Origin of the sequence: Evansella sp. AB-P1 (genome assembly GCF_029688925.1) — a bacterium.
Lineage (GTDB): Bacteria > Bacillota > Bacilli > Bacillales > Salisediminibacteriaceae > Evansella.
This window is the reverse complement of the sequence record NZ_JARUKY010000002.1, coordinates 1-18239: the sequence shown is the minus strand read 5'-3', so window position 1 is coordinate 18239 and position 18239 is coordinate 1. Positions and strand designations below refer to the sequence as shown.

Sequence of the window (18239 nt, the reverse complement as noted above, 5' to 3'; positions counted from 1 at the left end):
TCTATCACTTTTTAGTTCTAAAGTCCTATAAAGTCCTATTCATCTCTTTCTCTAACGAATGGCGATGTTTCTCTTTTTCTCTTGCCGACCATTTTAGTCGATAGGAAAGATAATCTAACACCTCATCTTTATACTTATTAACTTCGTTTATATTAAAAAGCAAGATACCAGTACGCCGATTATAAAAATCTATTGGTGAAGTAACCATTTCTTCTTCAATTCCATACTTTAGAGAAGCAAATAAAGAGTCTGGCATGGCGGATTGTCTAATGCTAATTCTATTATTTCCCCTCATTTCCTTAAAAATAGTTTCCACATTCGCTCCGTATCGCCTAACTAGACTTAAAGCCTCCGTTTCATCTAGGCCATATTTCACACCTACTTTTACCTTCTCTTCAATATATTTCTCTAGTTTGTTAGATCCTCCAATATGCCCCCCTGACAACGGTAATTTTTCTGTTATGCAAATTGATCTAAGTTCTAAGTCTCTGCAAATCATATTAACTATTTTTTCTGCCATTTTCCTATATCCAGTAAGCTTTCCTCCAGCAATGGAGATAAGACCTGATGGCGAAATAAATACTTCATCTTTTCTAGAAATTTCAGAAGCTTTTTTCCCTTCCTCATGTATTAGAGGTCGAATACCTGCCCAGCTTGATTCCACATCTATCTTTGTTAATTGTGCAGTGGGAAAAATATAATTTGCAGCATTTAATAAATAATTTACGTCTTCTTCAGTCATTTTAGGGTTTGCAATATCTCCATCAAAAGCTGTATCTGTAGTACCGATATATACTTTATGATCACGGGGAATTGCAAAGAGCATCCGACCATCATGCTCCGTATCAAAATAAATGGCATGTTTCAAAGGTAATCGCTGTTTATCAACAACGATATGAACTCCCTTCGATAAAAATAGTCTTTTTCCATCCCTTGAACGATCTTCTTCACGAAGTGTATCCACCCACGGACCTGTGGCATTTATAATCTTTTTAGCTTTTATATTATATTCTTTATTATGAATGACATCTTTGACAACTACTCCAGTCACCTGAGACTCTTTATATATAAACTGAACGACCTTGGCATAATTGACAGCAATTGCATCTCTTTTGACTGCTTCCTTTAACACTTCAATCGTTAATCTTGCATCATCAGTTTGATATTCAACGTAAGCACCGCAACCCTTTAGACCCTCTTTTCTTAATAATGGTTCTCTTCTTAAGGTTTCTTTCCTGTTTAACATTATTCTTTTTTCTTTTTTCTTAACCTTTGCCAAATAATCATACACCTTTAAGCCAATTGAAGTTGAGATTTTTCCAAATGTTCCCCCCTTTATGATGGGTAATAGCATAGGAACTGGTGTCGTTACATGAGGAGCATTTTCATATACCACTTTACGTTCTTTTGCAACTTCAGAAACGAGCTTTATATCGAACTGCTTTAAATATCTTAGTCCTCCATGAACCAGTTTAGTAGACCTACTTGACGTACCACTAGCAAAATCCTGCATTTCCAGTAAACCAGTTTTTAAGCCCCTTGAGGATGCATCTAATATAATTCCAGCACCTGTAATTCCACCCCCAATAACTAAAACATCTAATTCTTTTTCACTCATCTCTTCTAAATAATGCCTTCTATATTCTGCAGAAAAACGTTTCATTTTTGTCATGTTTCCCCCCTAAAAATGCAAAAAACTACAAGTCTCTCAAAACAATGGACAATATATTCCTTTTGTTCATTGAGAATTGTAGTTTTATATACTAGAATCAAACAATATATTTGTGTTTACCCTGTATCAATTGTATATAACCAATTTATGTGCCAGATAAGAAATTAAAACTAATTTCTTATTTAGCTACCGCTTAAATGCTGAAGCTGCTTTTACTGCGAGCTTCCAACCAGAATATAAATCATCACGTTCATGTTTTTCCATCGTTGATTGGAATGTATGATCAATTTTCCATTGCTTTGCTATCTCATTCTGATCTTTCCAAAAGCCTACTCCTAATCCAGCAAGATATGCAGCACCAAGTGCTGTAGTTTCTTGCACGACTGGACGTTGAACAGGCACATCAAGTATGTCACTTTGAAATTGCATGAGAAAATTATTGGCAACAGCTCCACCATCAACCCTTAGCTTCTTTACAGAGATGTTAGAATCGGCCTCCATTGCATCTAGAACATCTTTTGTTTGGAACGCTAATGACTCTAAAGTTGCACGGATAAATTGTTCCTTTTCCGTTCCTCTCGTTAATCCAAAAATAGCTCCACGTACTTCACTATCCCAATATGGAGTTCCTAGTCCAACAAAAGCAGGTACAACATACACGCCATCAGATGAACTAACTCTGTTTGCGTATATTTCGCTATCAGCTGCTTTTTTAAGCATCCTTAATCCATCACGAAGCCACTGTATTGCTGATCCTGCAACAAATATACTACCTTCTAACGCATATTGAATTTTGCCATCAAGTCCCCACGCAATAGTAGTTAACAAGCCGTGGTTAGACTTTACAGCTTCCTCCCCTGTTGTCATTAGCATAAAACAGCCTGTTCCGTAAGTATTCTTAGCCATCCCTTTCTCAAAGCATGCTTGCCCGAATAAAGCAGCTTGTTGATCTCCAGCTACACCAGCAATAGGTACTTCTACACCAAAAAAATGATAATCTACCGTTTTACCATAAACTTCAGAGGATGGCCTTACCTCTGGAAGCATGGCTACCGGTATGTCTAAAATAGATAAGAGCTCATCATCCCATTTTAAATCATGTATATTAAACATTAACGTTCTAGAAGCATTTGAATAATCTGTCACATGCACTTTTCCACCAGTTAGCTTCCAAATAATCCACGAATCAATTGTGCCAAAAAGGAGCTTCCCTTGCTCTCCTTTTTCCCTTGCACCATCAATATGATCTAGTATCCACTTAACTTTTGTTCCTGAAAAATAAGCATCAATTAATAATCCTGTTTTTTCTCTGAATACATTATCATAGCCTTTCTTTTTTAAATCCTCACATATACCATCTGTTTGCCTGGATTGCCAAACAATGGCATGATAGATTGGCTGTCCTGTCTCTATATCCCACACGACCGTCGTTTCTCGTTGATTCGTTATTCCAATAGAAGCTATTTCCTTCGGGGAAATCTCAGATGTATTCAAAACCTCTGCAATAACGGATAATACAGATGACCAAATTTCATTTGCATTATGCTCCACCCAGCCAGGATTAGGAAAATATTGCTTGAATTCCTGCTGTGCCACTTCAATTATTTCCCCTTGATGATCAAAAATTATAGCTCTCGTACTAGTTGTTCCCTGATCAATTGCAAGGACATATTTTTTTGCCATACTCTCTCCCCCTAAAAGCATGATAGAACTTTCCATATTGGTTTATTCAGGAAATTAATTAATACTTTTAGAATATCATATGAAAAGGTCAATTTCATTTTCTTCCTACCCTTCATTAGCTATTACTACACAATAAATAATACTAAAAACAACTTACCTTTATGATTAGGGTAAGTTGTTTAAGTCTTTTATCTAGGAACAACGACGATTTCTAAAGGCCTTGTCATTATACCATTGTCTTTTTTCACTTCTAATTCTCCAGACCATGTACCTGAATCTCCCATTTGAGTTGCATACTCATACAATCCATCCTCTACATGTTGAAATTGGATTTCCTTATTTTCTGCTCCATCCATTGTAAGGGTTGCTTTAATGTTCGCCCCCTCGATCCACCCTCCATCGTTAGTCATCAAAACCGTTTGTAAGATAATAGGACTATTTGAAGTGATCGGTAATTCCTTAGCCGTGACCTCCACGTGCCATTGGTCCGATTTATCTTGCATATTTACTTGGCTAGGATTATTGATTTGTAAAAAGTTTAATACAGCAATAGCACATAAAAAAATTACTAATATGCTCCCTAAATTTGCTGGTTGGTAGTACTTTCGTTCAATCTTCTTATCTCCCATATTCATATATGTCCACCCTTCCCATTCAACAGGGTAGACAATATTATTCCATCATAAACTTTTCTTAAAAATGTTTTGCTTCTTATCCATGAAGATTACTAAATAGGTTTGGTACTCAAAGAGCAAGAATACCGCTTCCGTGATTTGGTTTTCGCAGTAACTATGAAATAAATAACCTATACAAACAAAAACTGACCATTATAACCGATTACGATTTAATAGTCAGTTTGCATTGATTAATTTATTACATTAGTAAAAGAACCAAGTAACATGTTTCCAAAACTTTTATAAAATTTCATTTAGCAATCGGACTTAATTTCATATAAATCTTTACGGCGATCTCGCCATTGTGTTACGTTACCTGATTTCCTGCTTCGACGGAGAATTTCTAAGTCAACATCCCCTACAACAACAGTTTCAATATTAGGGTGACATTCCCCAACTACTCCATCACGAGGGAAAGCAAAGTCAGAAGGAGTAAAAATTCCAGATTGGGCATACTGAATATCCATATTCTCTACATGTGTTAAGTTCCCAACTGTCCCCGCAATCATCGTATAAATTTGATTTTCAACAGCTCTTGCTTGAGCACAATACCTCACTCTCAAATAACCTTGTCTTTCATCTGTACAAAATGGAGTGAAAATAATATTTGCTCCCTTTTCAGTAGCAATTCTCCCTAGCTCTGGAAATTCAATATCATAGCAAATTTGAATAGCAATCTTACCACAATCTGTGTCAAATACTTCTACTTTATCACCACCATGGATTCCCCAGAACCTTCTTTCATTTGGTGTAATATGAATTTTATACTGTTTTTCTATTGTGCCGTCTCTACGGAATAAGTAGGCGATATTAAATATTTTTCCATCTTCTTCTACGAAATGGGACCCACCAATTATATTTACATTGTATTTAATAGCTAGTTCCGTAAAAAGGTTTATATACCCTTCTGTAAATTCTGTTAAACGCCTAATTGCTTGACTGGGACTCTTCTCTTCAATAAACGAAAGGAGCTGAGTCGTAAAAATTTCTGGGAAAACAACAAAATCAGACTGATAGCTAGCACCTACATCAGCATAATATTCACACTGCTGTGCAAACTCCTCAAAGGAATTAATTTTTTTCATCATATATTGAATAGCGCATATTCGAACTGGGAAGGAGGTTTTAAAGTGACGCTTTGTTGTAGGCTGATAGTCCACATTGTTCCATTCCATCAAGGTAGCATATTTCATAGAAGCCTTATCATCATCTAAATAATTTTTATTAACACGCTTTAATGTAAAGCCATTCATAATTTGGAAGGTTAATACTGGATCATAAATATTATGATTCATAACTTCTTCTACATATTCTCTAGGAGACATATCCTTTACATGCTTATTGTAATTTGGAATTCTACCGCCAATAATAATACTCTTTAAATTCATTCTCCTTGCTAAATCTTTTCTTGCTTCATATAATCGTCGACCGATTTTCATTCTACGATAATCAGGATGCACGGCCACCTCAATACCATAAAGGTTATAACCTTCTGGATCGTGATTTGTTATATACCCCTCATCCGTTGCTTCATCCCACGTGTGCTGGTCATCATATTCATCAAAGTTGATAATCAAGCTTGAACAAGATCCAATAATTTCCCCCTCTAGTTCCACACAAAACTGTCCCTCTGGAAAAATATCTAAATGACTTTTTAATTGATCTCGCTTCCATGGATTCATTCGAGGAAAGCAAACTTTCGACAATTCAATAATTTTATCTATATCTTCTTCTTGAAGATTACGTATAATTACTTTTTTCTCAAACTTGGACATATCTAACGGACTCATATTTGTTCATCCTTTCGTAATACCTTACTTACTTGTTACTATATCCATAACTTTAAGTATAGTTTCTAATCTAATACGATCTACAAATAAATGCAATCATTGATACTTATGTAGCTATCCATCTGTCCACTATATTAAACACTATTTTGAGATCTAATGAAGTTATAAAGCCCTTTCTGTAAAAGCTCATCTTAGTGTCTATGAGCAATAAGTGCTCTACTATGATCATAAATTGAGTGTCTATGAGCCGAAACGGGTGTTCAATGATACCAGCCTTATTCTATGAGTTAATATTTGCTTCCTATGAGCACAAACGAACCTTCTATGAGCCGATTCTTGCTTCCTATGAGCAACTATCAACATTCTATGAGCTTTTGCCATCTCAGTGCCCCGTCCTTTATCTACATTTGAAAAAAAAAGCTACAGTCCTCTGACTATAGCTTTACCCTTTTTATTCCTCTTACTCTGTTTCAGTTTTCTTTTCCCAATGAATCACCATAATCTACGTATCTTTTCTCATTTCGTACCACTGTTCACGAGCTTTTTCTACCAATTGTGGTTCAAAATGACGTTCTTTATGTTCTACAACCTTTGAAAAAAACTTTAATGCTCCTTCTTTTAAATCTGCTTTTCGACTTAGTTCCCCTAGCAAAAAGAGTAATTTTAGTTCCGACATTGATGTCTCTTTAAAATCACCTTCCATAAAGGATTTCTCATATTTTTTTAAGGCAAAACTTGAAAATCTCTGTTCTTCCTCCACATTTTGAAGATAGCGATAAAGCCAGCTTAGCCGTAGACAAATTCCTCCAATGACAACGGGAGGTTGATTTGTAACTTCTGCAGAAATTAATGCAAGCTTATAAGTTTGGATTGCATCTTCATAAGTCCGTTCACCATTGTAGTTCCTTCCATTCCATTGTCTAGTAACTTTATTAAAAAATTCCCCTTTTAGCTTGTCAGTAAAGTTTGTTTTAAATTGTTCTGTACATGCAAAACCACATTTAGGGCATACATATACTTCATACAGGATAGGATTATTTAATGGTTCTTTGTAGATCGTATAAAAATCATTTTCAATTTTATCCGGTCGTATAAAACGAGAACGTAATTTTTTTGAAGTAAATTCGTTCTCACACATAGAGCACTTTTGCTTTTTATCATAGGTTGCTGAGATGTGATCGTTCAATGTTAACACCTTCTTTTAATACTATACTTCTATATTAGTATAAAAGACCTCCACCTACTTCTGAAAGACTTACATACAATATCCTATATTTAAACTAAAAAGACCTATCGTAATGGTAAAAATTGTACACTGTTCCATTAGTACTCTGTCCATTCTTTTTAACTAATATTTGAGATTAATACGATTAGTTTCAGTCTACAAACAGCATATATCCATGAAAATACAATCTATTAAAATAATACTCCTTCTATATTCAACAGTATCCGACATTATTAAGATCACATGACAAATAAAAAAACATGCTAAATCTATTAAAATCATATGATAAAATGGTAGAAAACAAAGGACGTTTCTTTCAATGAGGGGGTTTTTTTGTGGAAGATCTATCAATACTTGTTTGTGATGATTCAGAAACAATCAGGAAGCAAATGATAGATACTTTAGGAACAATCGGAATAACAAACGTGTATGAAGCATCTAACGGTGAAGAAGCTATTTTCGTGTGTCGTGAAAAGGAACCACATCTAGTTTTTATGGATATTATTATGCCTAAAAAAGATGGTATAGCTGCTTTAAAGGAGATCCACCACCAATTCCCACATGTAAAAGTCGTCATGGCCTCATCTACCAGTGGGTTAGCTCATTTAAAGAAATCAAAGCTATTAGGAGCTTACTCTTTTATTCAAAAACCAATTAGTGAGATTACATTAATGAATATTATTAACAAATATTTAGATGAACGATCTAAATCACGTTCAAAAGTTTAAATATGACTGAAAATTAAGCAAATTCCTTCAATGGGATTTGCTTTTTTCTTTCAAAAAAGAAAAGAAATAATAAATGTCATTGTAAGTTCTAAAATAGCATCCTACTAAATACAATTTTTTTAATAGAGCATTTAGCAATCCATCATGACTACCCTGAAAATAAGTATCGGTTCAGTAGTGATATGCGGTGACTCCAGTGACGAGCATATGCTTCACGAATAAACTCCGAGTGGTCTCGACGCATAAAACAATAGAGCAACACTTGCAGAGTCAGAGACAGGACCAAGTACTTTAGCAGTACACAAAGTGTCTAGTGTGAGACTGAGGCGTTGCCCTTGGTAAAGAATACACTGTGATTGCAAACAAAGTGAAGCAGAACAGATGTCGCACTTATGCCTGTGGTGAAAGCGACTGCCTGCAACGAATGAACACCTTTGAAAGAATATTTTCATACCCCATGGTGCAAGTTTCACTTGTATTGAGGTCTATCAAAGGAAAAAATTGTATAGGAGGAATGAAAATGACACTAATAACAAAAAAAGCACAGTTTATATCCCATTGGCATCACTTTTGGTACATGTGGCACTTTGCTAAATTTTATTATTATGGAAGTAGTAGACATGAACGGAAAATGGAAGCTCATGAACAAGTGAAAAAAGAGTGGTTAGATGGTAGAAAAACAGAAATAACTTTATGGACCACAATAAAAAAGTATTTTCAAATTGTTAAAGAAAAACTGAATCAAAATTAATCTATCAAGCCTTTGGAAGAGTAATTTCTGCTAGCTCTCCTACTACCTATATAAAAAGCTAGCATTACCGATAAAACACCTGCAACTAATTTTCCTGTCATCATTGGCAAAATGAGGTCCTGTTCTACTGAAGCAGTAAAACCGAGATGTCCACCTAAAACAAAGGCACCACTGACGGCAAAGGAAATATTCATTAGTTTTCCCTTTTCATCCATTTTAGATAATAACTTAAACATCGGTATGCTGTGAGCCAATGATGAAAGTAAGCCAATAAAGGCGATCTCAGAGACCTTCATCTTTTTAGCCAAAGGAGGTAAAACAGACGCTAACGCACGTTTCAAAAAATGAACTGCAGGAAAAGCACCTGCTAACGTAATTGCAATAATCCCAACAATATAAATACCTTCTGATAGTGGCGTCATTCCTGGAATAATGACAAAACCTGTAAGGGTTTCAATAATACTTACTCCCAGAGCAACTGTAATTAATCCTACAACAAATTTTCCAACGTAAGAAAAGCATGTTATCATTTTCTGAGGAAATACTAGAAGACCAGTTGCGATGATAGCTGAAAACAAGAATAATGGTATGAGTTGCACTAATATAAATGAAATAGGAAAATTCCCTATGTAACCTGCAAAAAAAGCTCCTATTGGAATTGGGATCAAGCCAATTAAAATACCCTTTGAGAAAATTGCCTCGTCTTCTTTTTCAATTAAGCTTAAAGCCACAGGGATCGTAAAGACGAATGTTGGTCCAATTAATGTTGCAACGATAATGCCAGAAAATTGCCCTGCCATTTCCGTTTGTGCTAACTCCATGGCTAATGAATATCCTCCCATATCTATCGCTAAAATAATACCTGGGAACATTGCTGGATCAGCACCTAATACAGAAAAAATAGGTGTAATGATTGGTCGTAATCCATTTGCTAAAACTGGAGATATAGAAATAATACCGACCATTGCTAAAGCAATTGGCCCCATCGACATAAAGCCTTCCTCAAAGGCCTTTCCATATCCTTTCTTATTTCCACAAACTCGATCTATAACACCAATACACATAAAGACCACTAAAATCCATATAACTACTTCATTTACCCACATTTTAAGCACCTTCTATTTAGAAAAACGACTGCCTGCTCGCCTATTAACAACCACTACAGAACTGCGTTAACCTTATTTCTATTAATTGAAGGGTGTACCTACCTATAGGCTCTCCTATCACCCATGTAGATACACCCTTACTCTATTAATAACTCTTCACTTAATTCAGAAAGTCCGATTAGCATGATAGCTTCTATTTCCTCTTCAGACAATCGATTCATGATTAATTTTTCGTACTCTACTTGTTCTTCTATCGTTAATCCTCTCGCTGCCTTTGTTGTAAAATCTCGTATCTCTCCTACAGAAAATTTACTTACAATCGTTTTGGTTGCTTCCTCTTTTGTAGTAAATGGTAGTTGGTTATACTGTTCCACCGCAGTAGTATTATCTCTTGTATTCGTTTCGTTATTTTTACCTTGAAATTGTTCAAGAACATCTCTAATTGATGGGTCTGCCATTAATTCAGACACCACATCTTCCGTTAATAACTCCTGTGATAATTGATTCATTACCTCATCCGAAGCATAGGAAAGTGCAAATCGATACCCAGCATAACCTAATGCTCCAACAATAAGAAGTATAATTAATAGCTTTTTCATCGTTCAACCCTTTCAAAAGTAAAATAGTGCATTTAAACAGTTGGTAGTTTAACAGTAAATGTTGTACCGCTACCTTCTATACTATGAATGTGTATTTCTCCTCCATGATCTTCAATAATTTTATAGGAAACCATTAACCCTAAGCCTGTACCACTTTCCTTCGTTGTAAAAAAAGGATCACCTAGTCGTTTTAACTTTTCTTCGGGTATTCCACAGCCTTCGTCTATAATACGAACTGTTGCTTCATCCATTTCTTGCTCTAATGAAACTATTATTTTCCCACCATTGTCCATTGCTTCAATGGCATTCTTTATTAAATTGACAAAAACCTGTTTTATTTGGTGCTCTGAGCATTTTATATTAATATCTTTTTTCGTTATTTTTGTTTCAATTTCAATATTTTTAATAATTGCCTGCGTATTCAATAATGTTACTGTATGATTCAACAATTTATCAAGAGAGTTCTTCTCTTTCTTCATTGACTGAGGCTTTGATAAAACCAGTAGCTCATTTAAAATTTGTTCAATTCGCATGAACTCCGACATCATTATATCAAAATATTCTTTCTTCCCACCATTGTTATTTTTAATCAATTGTAAGAAGCCTTTTAAAGATGTTAATGGGTTACGAATTTCATGGGCAATTCCCGCTGCTAATTGTCCTACTGCTGATAATTTTTCAGATTGATGAAGAAGCTCTTCTGACTTCTTTTTTTCCGTTATATCCCTAAAGGTGAAAACACTCCCTACAATCTCATCCGAAGATACCATAGGTGTTATGGTAAATTCACATAAAAAAGGAGTTCCATCTTTTCGATAAAAAGTAGCTCCAGTCCTTCGAATGACTGTATCCTTCGTAATGGTAGATGTTCTTGAGAAACCTTTTTTAATTAGTTTATTATCTGTAGGAGATAAAAAGCTCACTATTTCCTTCAGCTTTTTGTGTGTTAATTCTTCTCTATGATAGCCTGTTATTCTTTCAGCTGCTTCGTTCCACATAACCACATTCGATTCTCTATCTATGCCTAATATCCCATCCTCTACAGACTCCATGATGAGCTGATTCATATGAAAAAGTCTTCTTATTTCTTCAATATTGTGATAATCCTTTGTAATATCTTTAATAATGCCAAATATTCCTATAATCTGAGAATTAGCAATGATAGGAATTGCTGTCACCATAATGTAGAAAGGCCGTTCCATTTCTTCAGTTAAATTAATTTCTATCGTTTTAGGCGAACCTTTTTTCGCAAATTCAAAAACATCTGTTAATTTGGATTGTTTATCTTGACTAAGATTTTTTATAAACAAGTCTCCCACAATATTTTTCTCGTCTACTGCAAATATTTCTTTAAAAGCAGTATTGATAGAAAGGATACGTCCTTTCAGGTCCACAGAGCAAACTGCATCAGGGTGTCCATCAAATAATGTTCGATAAGCCTGTTCCATCACTTGCATTGCAGCATGTTTTTCTGTTGTATCACGAAAAATAACCGTTAAGCCACTGTCTGATGTATATGCTTGAACGTAAAACCATGTTTTTGTTGGAGAATAATATTCATTCAATTCAATTGGTTGATTTTCTATCATTTTATTATTATAGGAGTTCGAAAAGGGTTTCTTAATTTTTTCAGGAAGCTTTTCCCACATATTTCTCCCAATCATCTCTTCTCTAGTGCATCGCAGTAGTTTACAGGCAGACAAATTAATAAACTTTAACTCCCAATCTTGATTTAGAAGCATAACCCCTTCATCAAGGTGATCCATTGATGTTAACATGGATTGTAATAGATTTAATTGATCAGAGTCATCCCCCATTATTGGTATTTTGTTAGTATTTTCTTTTATTTCCGTCTCGTTCTTCACCAATAACACCCCATTCTACATGACCATTCATCTATAAATAATATTATCAAATTATAAGTACAATTAGTTGAATTAATAGTGATTAATCTTTTTTTCTTATCGCAATTTTCCCCTAATGCACTATCGATTCGCTATTTTTCGATTTTTTCCATGTCCATCTATGTAGAATTAGGTAATATTATATTTATTATAATGATTATTGTTTTCTCATGCTTGAAAAAACAACAACCGATAATACAATTAAAATTCCAATCCACTCTTGGAATACTGGAATTTCAAATAGAAATATTGCTGCTGCAATGATGCCATAGACAGGTTCTAACGAGGCAATAATACTGGCAGTTTGGACATTGATTTTAGTTAACCCTTGTATGAAAACCACATGTGCCACACCAGTAAACACAACACCTAGCAAAAGGAGAAGTGAAATATCTTTTAATGTAGGGGACACTTGCACAAAAAATATAATTGGAAATAGAAAAAGACACGCAAATAGATTTTGATAAAACCCTATAAGAATGCTAGAATGCTGACGCACAAAAGCTCTGTTTAATATAGACAGGATAGCAAATGTAAAGGCAGATACAATTCCCCACATTGCTCCTCTTGTAATGCTATTTGTCATACTGATTTCCGGTATAATAAATGTAATTCCAATAAATGTGAGTAAGGCGAGAAGAAGATTAATTTTTTGAAACTTCTCCTTAAAAAAGAGAGGTTCTAGAAAACTAGCAAAAATAGGAAAAGTAGCAAACGTAACTAATCCTACAGCAACGGTTGACAATTGTATGGAATGAAAAAAGCTTGTCCAGTGGATGGCCAATACTGCTCCTAGTATTAAGAAATAGAGATACTCTTTCGTTGATGGCAATTTCACAGACTGATTTAGTATATGTAAGACGATAAGAAGGAATAGAGCCGCAAAGAACACCCGCCCTAAAACGATAAAATATGCTGATAAGGACAACCACTTAGCAAATAATCCTGATAGACCAAATAAAAGGACAGCAAAATGAACATGAAAAAGCTCTTTATTATTATTTACTTGGTCAATCATATTTCATCATCTCTTTCGCAGTAAAACTATATTTCTACACCAACAGGAATAGTATCTATAATTTCGATTCCATTTACTGAAACTGCACAGCGGCAGCCAATCATATTTACTCCATTTTGTTTTGCTTCCTTCATGGCTTCTGCAAAGTTAGGATCAATATGTTTCGCTGGATAAAGATTCACAATATCCTCTCGTTGGGCAACGAACATCAGCGTTGAAGCCCATCCGTCCTCTTTAGCAATTTGTCCTAGCTCCCTAACATGCTTTGCTCCTCTTTCTGTCACAGCATCAGGAAAAAATCCACTGCCATTCATTAGCAATGACGCCCCTTTTACTTCCACCACCATTTTTTTACCACTTTTATGCTCAAGTAACAAATCCCAGCGAGAGCCTCCCTTTTTAAACTCAGATCGGACATATTCCCATTCCTCTAAGCTTGGAAAAAATCTTTCCTTTATAGCTAATTCAGCTAATTTATTTGGCAACATGGTGTTTATGGATACCCAGCCATTTCCGTCCTCCCTTTCCACAATGACTGCAGAGTAATTTGTTTTACGATTTGGATCATTTACATTCTTTAAATAAACTTTTTTACCAGGAAGTAAAAGCTCCTTTAATCGACCGGAATCTGCTAAATGTGCAGTTACAATCTCACCAGATTGCAGTTGGCATATTATAATAAAACGATTTGGTCTCTCGAGAAAAATTCCAGGTAAAAGTCCACTTGGAAATGGTATAAACATTTTTCCCATTTTCAATAGCTCCTCACTTTTTGCTAATAATTTGGTTTCCCTGAAATTAGATTTGTCTAATGTAGATATTCAGTACCTTATAATAAATTTTAACACCAAAAAGAGAAGGATCAAAAAATCAATCCTTCTCCATCATATTAATCTTATTTAAATGTAACAGCAGTTCCATATACCATTACTTCTGAGCTTCCATTCATAATAGAGGATGAAGAGTATCGAACATTAACAATAGCATCGGCTCCTAGCTTTTCCGCTTTCTCAACCATTTCCTTTTCAGCTATTGCTCTAGATTCACGAAACATCTCTTCATACTCTACCATTTTCCCTCCAACTAATCCCCTTAATCCGCCAACGATATCTTTTCCCACGTGCTTTGCTTGAACAGTATTTCCTTGCACAATTCCTAAAGCTCTTTCGATTTCCATACCAGGTACTGTTTCCGTATTTACTAATATCATTACAATCTCCTCATTTCATTTATAATTAATATATCTACGTTAATCTTTTTGTTTAGGTTTCATTTTAAAGATAATTTTCGCTTTATTTTCATAGTAGACCACCATTCAGTGGAACTTGTACCATGGAGGATGAAAATATTCTTAAAGGGATGTTCATACGTTGCAGGCAGGCGCTTTCACCACAGGCATAAGTGCGACATCTGTTCATGCTTCACAGTGTCTTCTTTACCGTGGGGCACGGCCTCAACTTCCTACCACTTACTCGGTAAGTGCTAGGGGATTTTCGAATCGTGCTGATCCCACTGGAGTCGCCACACTTCACTACTGAACTGTTGTATTTTCATGATAGCCTTAAAAATTGAGATATTTTTAATTAACCTCACTCTAAATGAAGAGCATTTTTATGAAAATTGATTCATTAAGTAATAATAATACAAATTGCATCACTTTTAGTAAAAAAGTATAATAATAACAATAGACGTACTTTTGCAAGGGAGGGAACAAATGACATGTTAAAAAAATTCTCTAAGGAACAAAAAACGGACGGAATAATTATTAGCACTATTTTTATTATTTCAATCGTAGTAGGAATCTTTGTTGGAAACAACACAGAATGGTTTAGGCCGGCGTTTGCAACAGCAGGATATATGGCAGGATCACTTTTAACCTGTGTCCTTTTATTTTCTATTTATCGTATTATTAGCTTCTTCCTCTCTCTTACAAATAAAAAATCAGCTTCATAATCATATTTTTAGCTTAATAAATGTGATTATGCTTCTGAATAATATGAAAAAAAAAGAGGAGGATATATCCCCCTCTTTTTTCTTTCTTTATTAAACTTGATTTGCATACTTCTTTTTCTTCGCAATACGTTCACGTTCATTTTTATCAAGAATTTTTTTACGTAAACGAATGGATTCTGGTGTTACTTCACAAAATTCATCTTCATTCAAATATTCCAAAGCTTCTTCTAATGACATTATTCTTGGTTTTTTCATCGTAACGGTTTGTTCTTTCGTTGCGGAACGCATATTTGTCATTTGCTTCAACTTTGTAATATTAACAGTAATATCGTTTTCACGGGTGTGCTCACCAACAATCATTCCAGTGTAAATTTCAGTTCCTGGATCAACGAAGATTGTTCCTCGATCCTCCACTTGCATAATTCCATATTGGCTTGCTTTACCAGTTTCCATTGATACCATAACTCCAGCTCTTCTACCACCAACCTGGCCTTCCACCATAGGTTGATAACTGTCAAAGGTATGATTAATGATCCCATATCCTCTTGTTTGTGTTAAGAACTCAGTTGAATACCCAATAAGACCACGAGCTGGAACCATAAATTCAAGTCGAACTTGGCCCCCACCATTGTTGGACATATTTAGCATTTCACCTTTACGTGCTCCTAATGATTCCATTACAGCACCTGTGTACTCTTCTGGAACATCAATTTGAACACGTTCTACTGGTTCACAGCGAACCCCATCGATTTCACGGACAATTACCTCTGGCTTAGAAACTTGAAGCTCATACCCTTCACGTCTCATATTTTCAATAAGAATCGATAAGTGTAGTTCACCACGACCTGAAACAATCCATACGTCAGGAGATTCTGTGTTCTCAACACGTAAGCTAACATCTGTTTCTAATTGAGAACGGAGACGTTCTTCAATTTTACGACTTGTAAGGTATTTACCTTCTCGTCCAGCAAATGGACTGTTGTTAACTAAGAATGTCATTTGTAATGTTGGTTCATCAATACGCAAAATTGGAAGTGGGTCTTGTGCATCAACTGGACAAACAGTTTCACCAACATTGATTGCTTCCATTCCAGATATGGCAATAAGATCTCCAGCCTTTGCTTCTTCGATTTCAATACGCTTTAACCCTAAGAAACCAAACATTTTCGTAACACGGTACTGTTTGACAGAACCGTCATTCTTCATAAGAGCAACTTGTTGTCCTACCTTCATTGTTCCTCGAAAAACTCGACCAATACCAATTCTTCCTACATAATCATTGTAATCAAGTAGTGCTACTTGGAACTGTAGGGATTCATCTGCATTATCAATTGGTGCTGGAATATTATCAATAATCGAATCAAACAAGGAATTCATATTTTCGTCTTGCTTGTCTGGATCTAAGCTAGCAGTACCATTAATTGCAGATGCGTATACAACTGGAAAGTCTAACTGATCCTCATCTGCTCCTAAATCGATAAATAGGTCGATTACTTCATCTACAACCTCTAATGGTCTTGCAAAGTCACGATCAATCTTATTTACAACAACAATTGGAGTGAGCTTTTGTTCTAACGCTTTTTTAAGTACAAAGCGAGTTTGTGGCATACATCCTTCATAGGCATCTACAACAAGAAGTACACCATCCACCATTTTCATAATACGTTCTACTTCGCCACCGAAGTCAGCGTGTCCTGGTGTATCCATAATGTTAATTCTTTTATCTTCATAATTAATTGCCGTATTTTTAGCTAGGATTGTGATTCCTCGTTCTTTCTCAATAGCATTGGAATCCATTGCTCTTTCTTCTACCTGCTCATTACTACGGAAAGTACCTGACTGATGAAGCAATTTATCAACTAACGTCGTTTTACCATGGTCAACGTGGGCAATTATAGCAATATTTCTAATATCTTCACGAATATTCATTAAAAATTTCTCTCCTTAAATGAATCAATTTCATAACTGTACTATTATAACACTGTTTTAAAATAAATAAAGTTTTTTTTCATATTCATAATGTAAATATAGATAATAATAGTACGTATGTATTAAATTGATTCAAGCTTACAATTTATGTATGTGAGTAATAGGCAGTGTTTTACTGCCTATTACTTATTCTTATATCACTTATAGCTGTGGATCAAACGTTTTACAGTCTGTTTCTTCTTGATTTTCTGCTTTTTTACCTTTATGGCTTACAACGTAAATTTGATCCGCTGCACACTTATTTCCTTTTTCCCAAAACTTACAGTTGTTTACTTCGCAAAGTACGTCTATTGCCATGAGTAACACCTCCCCTCCTTAATAGACTGATCGAATGAACGGAAAACATACTTCACAAAAAAAGTAAAAAAGAAGCTTACAAAAAATTTCAAAAAAAGTCGGAAGGTTATAACAAATTGTCATTGGGAGGATGGTGGAAAGATCAAGTATATAAAATATTTTTCATTTAATACTAAGGAAGGCAAATACATTAATGAAAAAATTTTCTTATCTTACGAAGGTGTTCAAAATGTTGATTATAAATTAAGAGGAGAATTATAATGCGAAAAGATCTAAAAATCAGAAATGGGCATATCGTTTTGATATTACTTATTTTCTTGCTAACCCTATGCAGCAATTCCTTTCGTCAGATTCCAAAGTACTATAAAAACATGGGCTTTGTTAGTTTATTTAATGTAATATATTATTTTTTATGTAGAAGACATCTTGTTTGGGAGTTTATTCCTACAACTGGGGCACACTGGCCGTTACTTAGAGTCGTTCATATTATGATAATCACTCCATTATTAGTTCTTGTATTCTTGAGCAAGCTACCAAATACACTTTTCAAGCAATTTATTCACTTTATTCGTTGGGTTGCAGCAAGCACTGCTGTTGAATATGTAGTTAAAAAAAATCAGTTAATACTTTATGCTCACGGTTGGAATGTTTTTTGGTCGGGAATATTATACGCCAAAATGTTTTTGTACAGTCTTTTATTTACTAAACGACCTATTCTCACATTAATTCTATCCCTTTGTTCAACGGTGTATTTTATTTTCAAGTTCAATGTTCCAATAAAAAAGAATCACTTCTCAAGACACTTTGAACCACTACTTGATATATACTACCATACATTTTTGGAAGATAT

The 18239-nt window shown here is 34.8% G+C and carries 17 protein-coding genes; 4 read left to right on the top strand and 13 right to left on the bottom strand.

Annotated features, from left to right (window positions below; all coding sequences use genetic code 11):
- Positions 1–25: 25 nt before the first annotated feature.
- The 5 genes from QA612_RS02285 to QA612_RS02265 form a co-directional block, all read right to left on the bottom strand.
- Positions 26–1672 (bottom strand): glycerol-3-phosphate dehydrogenase/oxidase, encoded by a 1647-nt coding sequence (locus QA612_RS02285; RefSeq protein WP_278282135.1) that lies wholly within the window; start codon positions 1670–1672, stop codon positions 26–28.
- 186 nt (positions 1673–1858) lie between these two features.
- Positions 1859–3355, bottom strand: coding sequence for a glycerol kinase GlpK (glpK, locus tag QA612_RS02280; RefSeq protein WP_278282134.1), 1497 nt, complete (start codon positions 3353–3355; stop codon positions 1859–1861).
- 188 nt (positions 3356–3543) lie between these two features.
- A complete protein-coding gene (locus QA612_RS02275; RefSeq protein ID WP_278282133.1) occupies positions 3544–3990 on the bottom strand; it encodes a FixH family protein in 447 nt (148 codons plus the stop codon).
- Positions 3991–4283: 293 nt separating this feature from the next.
- Positions 4284–5819, bottom strand: a complete 1536-nt coding sequence (locus QA612_RS02270) for a GNAT family N-acetyltransferase (protein WP_278282132.1) — start codon at positions 5817–5819, stop codon at positions 4284–4286.
- Positions 5820–6321: 502 nt separating this feature from the next.
- Positions 6322–7005, bottom strand: coding sequence for a DUF2225 domain-containing protein (locus QA612_RS02265; RefSeq protein WP_278282131.1), 684 nt, complete (start codon positions 7003–7005; stop codon positions 6322–6324).
- A 374-nt stretch (positions 7006–7379) separates the two neighbouring features.
- Between QA612_RS02265 and QA612_RS02260 the strand changes: the two genes are divergently transcribed.
- Together QA612_RS02260 and QA612_RS02255 are read left to right on the top strand one after the other, a co-directional pair.
- On the top strand, positions 7380–7772 hold the full coding sequence (locus QA612_RS02260; protein WP_278282130.1) for a response regulator: 393 nt from the start codon (positions 7380–7382) through the stop codon (positions 7770–7772).
- Positions 7773–8292: 520 nt separating this feature from the next.
- Positions 8293–8523: a hypothetical protein gene (locus QA612_RS02255; protein ID WP_278282129.1), complete on the top strand. Its 231-nt coding sequence runs from the start codon at positions 8293–8295 to the stop codon at positions 8521–8523.
- On the opposite strand, the gene eutH is transcribed toward QA612_RS02255, so the two are convergent.
- The 6 genes from eutH to QA612_RS02225 form a co-directional block, all read right to left on the bottom strand.
- Complete coding sequence (gene eutH / locus QA612_RS02250) at positions 8520–9629, bottom strand: ethanolamine utilization protein EutH (RefSeq protein ID WP_278282128.1); 1110 nt, start codon at positions 9627–9629, stop codon at positions 8520–8522. The genes QA612_RS02255 and eutH overlap by 4 nt on opposite strands.
- 137 nt (positions 9630–9766) lie before the next feature.
- A complete protein-coding gene (locus QA612_RS02245) occupies positions 9767–10228 on the bottom strand; it encodes a hypothetical protein (RefSeq protein WP_278282127.1) in 462 nt (153 codons plus the stop codon).
- 32 nt (positions 10229–10260) lie between these two features.
- Complete coding sequence (locus QA612_RS02240) at positions 10261–12093, bottom strand: PAS domain-containing sensor histidine kinase (protein ID WP_278282126.1); 1833 nt, start codon at positions 12091–12093, stop codon at positions 10261–10263.
- Between the two features lie 196 nt (positions 12094–12289).
- The gene (locus tag QA612_RS02235) at positions 12290–13150 is read right to left on the bottom strand and encodes a DMT family transporter (RefSeq protein WP_278282125.1); all 861 of its coding nucleotides are present in this window, start codon (positions 13148–13150) and stop codon (positions 12290–12292) included.
- Between the two features lie 26 nt (positions 13151–13176).
- A complete protein-coding gene (gene sfsA / locus QA612_RS02230; protein ID WP_278282124.1) occupies positions 13177–13902 on the bottom strand; it encodes a DNA/RNA nuclease SfsA in 726 nt (241 codons plus the stop codon).
- Positions 13903–14045: 143 nt separating this feature from the next.
- On the bottom strand, positions 14046–14360 hold the full coding sequence (locus tag QA612_RS02225; RefSeq protein WP_278282123.1) for a YbjQ family protein: 315 nt from the start codon (positions 14358–14360) through the stop codon (positions 14046–14048).
- Positions 14361–14869: 509 nt separating this feature from the next.
- Here QA612_RS02225 and QA612_RS02220 point away from each other — a divergent pair.
- Positions 14870–15103, top strand: a complete 234-nt coding sequence (locus QA612_RS02220; RefSeq protein ID WP_278282122.1) for a hypothetical protein — start codon at positions 14870–14872, stop codon at positions 15101–15103.
- A gap of 90 nt (positions 15104–15193) precedes the next feature.
- Here the strand turns inward: QA612_RS02220 and typA are convergent, their stop codons facing one another.
- Both typA and QA612_RS02210 read right to left on the bottom strand, forming a co-directional pair.
- Complete coding sequence (gene typA, locus QA612_RS02215) at positions 15194–17032, bottom strand: translational GTPase TypA (RefSeq protein WP_278282121.1); 1839 nt, start codon at positions 17030–17032, stop codon at positions 15194–15196.
- Positions 17033–17233: 201 nt separating this feature from the next.
- Positions 17234–17389 carry a DUF1540 domain-containing protein gene (locus QA612_RS02210; protein ID WP_278282119.1) on the bottom strand — a complete coding sequence of 52 codons (156 nt, stop codon included), beginning with the start codon at positions 17387–17389 and terminating at the stop codon, positions 17234–17236.
- Positions 17390–17649: 260 nt separating this feature from the next.
- On the opposite strand from QA612_RS02210, the gene QA612_RS02205 reads away from it, so the two are divergent.
- Positions 17650–18239, top strand: a 590-nt coding sequence (locus QA612_RS02205) for a hypothetical protein (RefSeq protein ID WP_278282118.1), incomplete at its 3' end; no start/stop codon positions are given.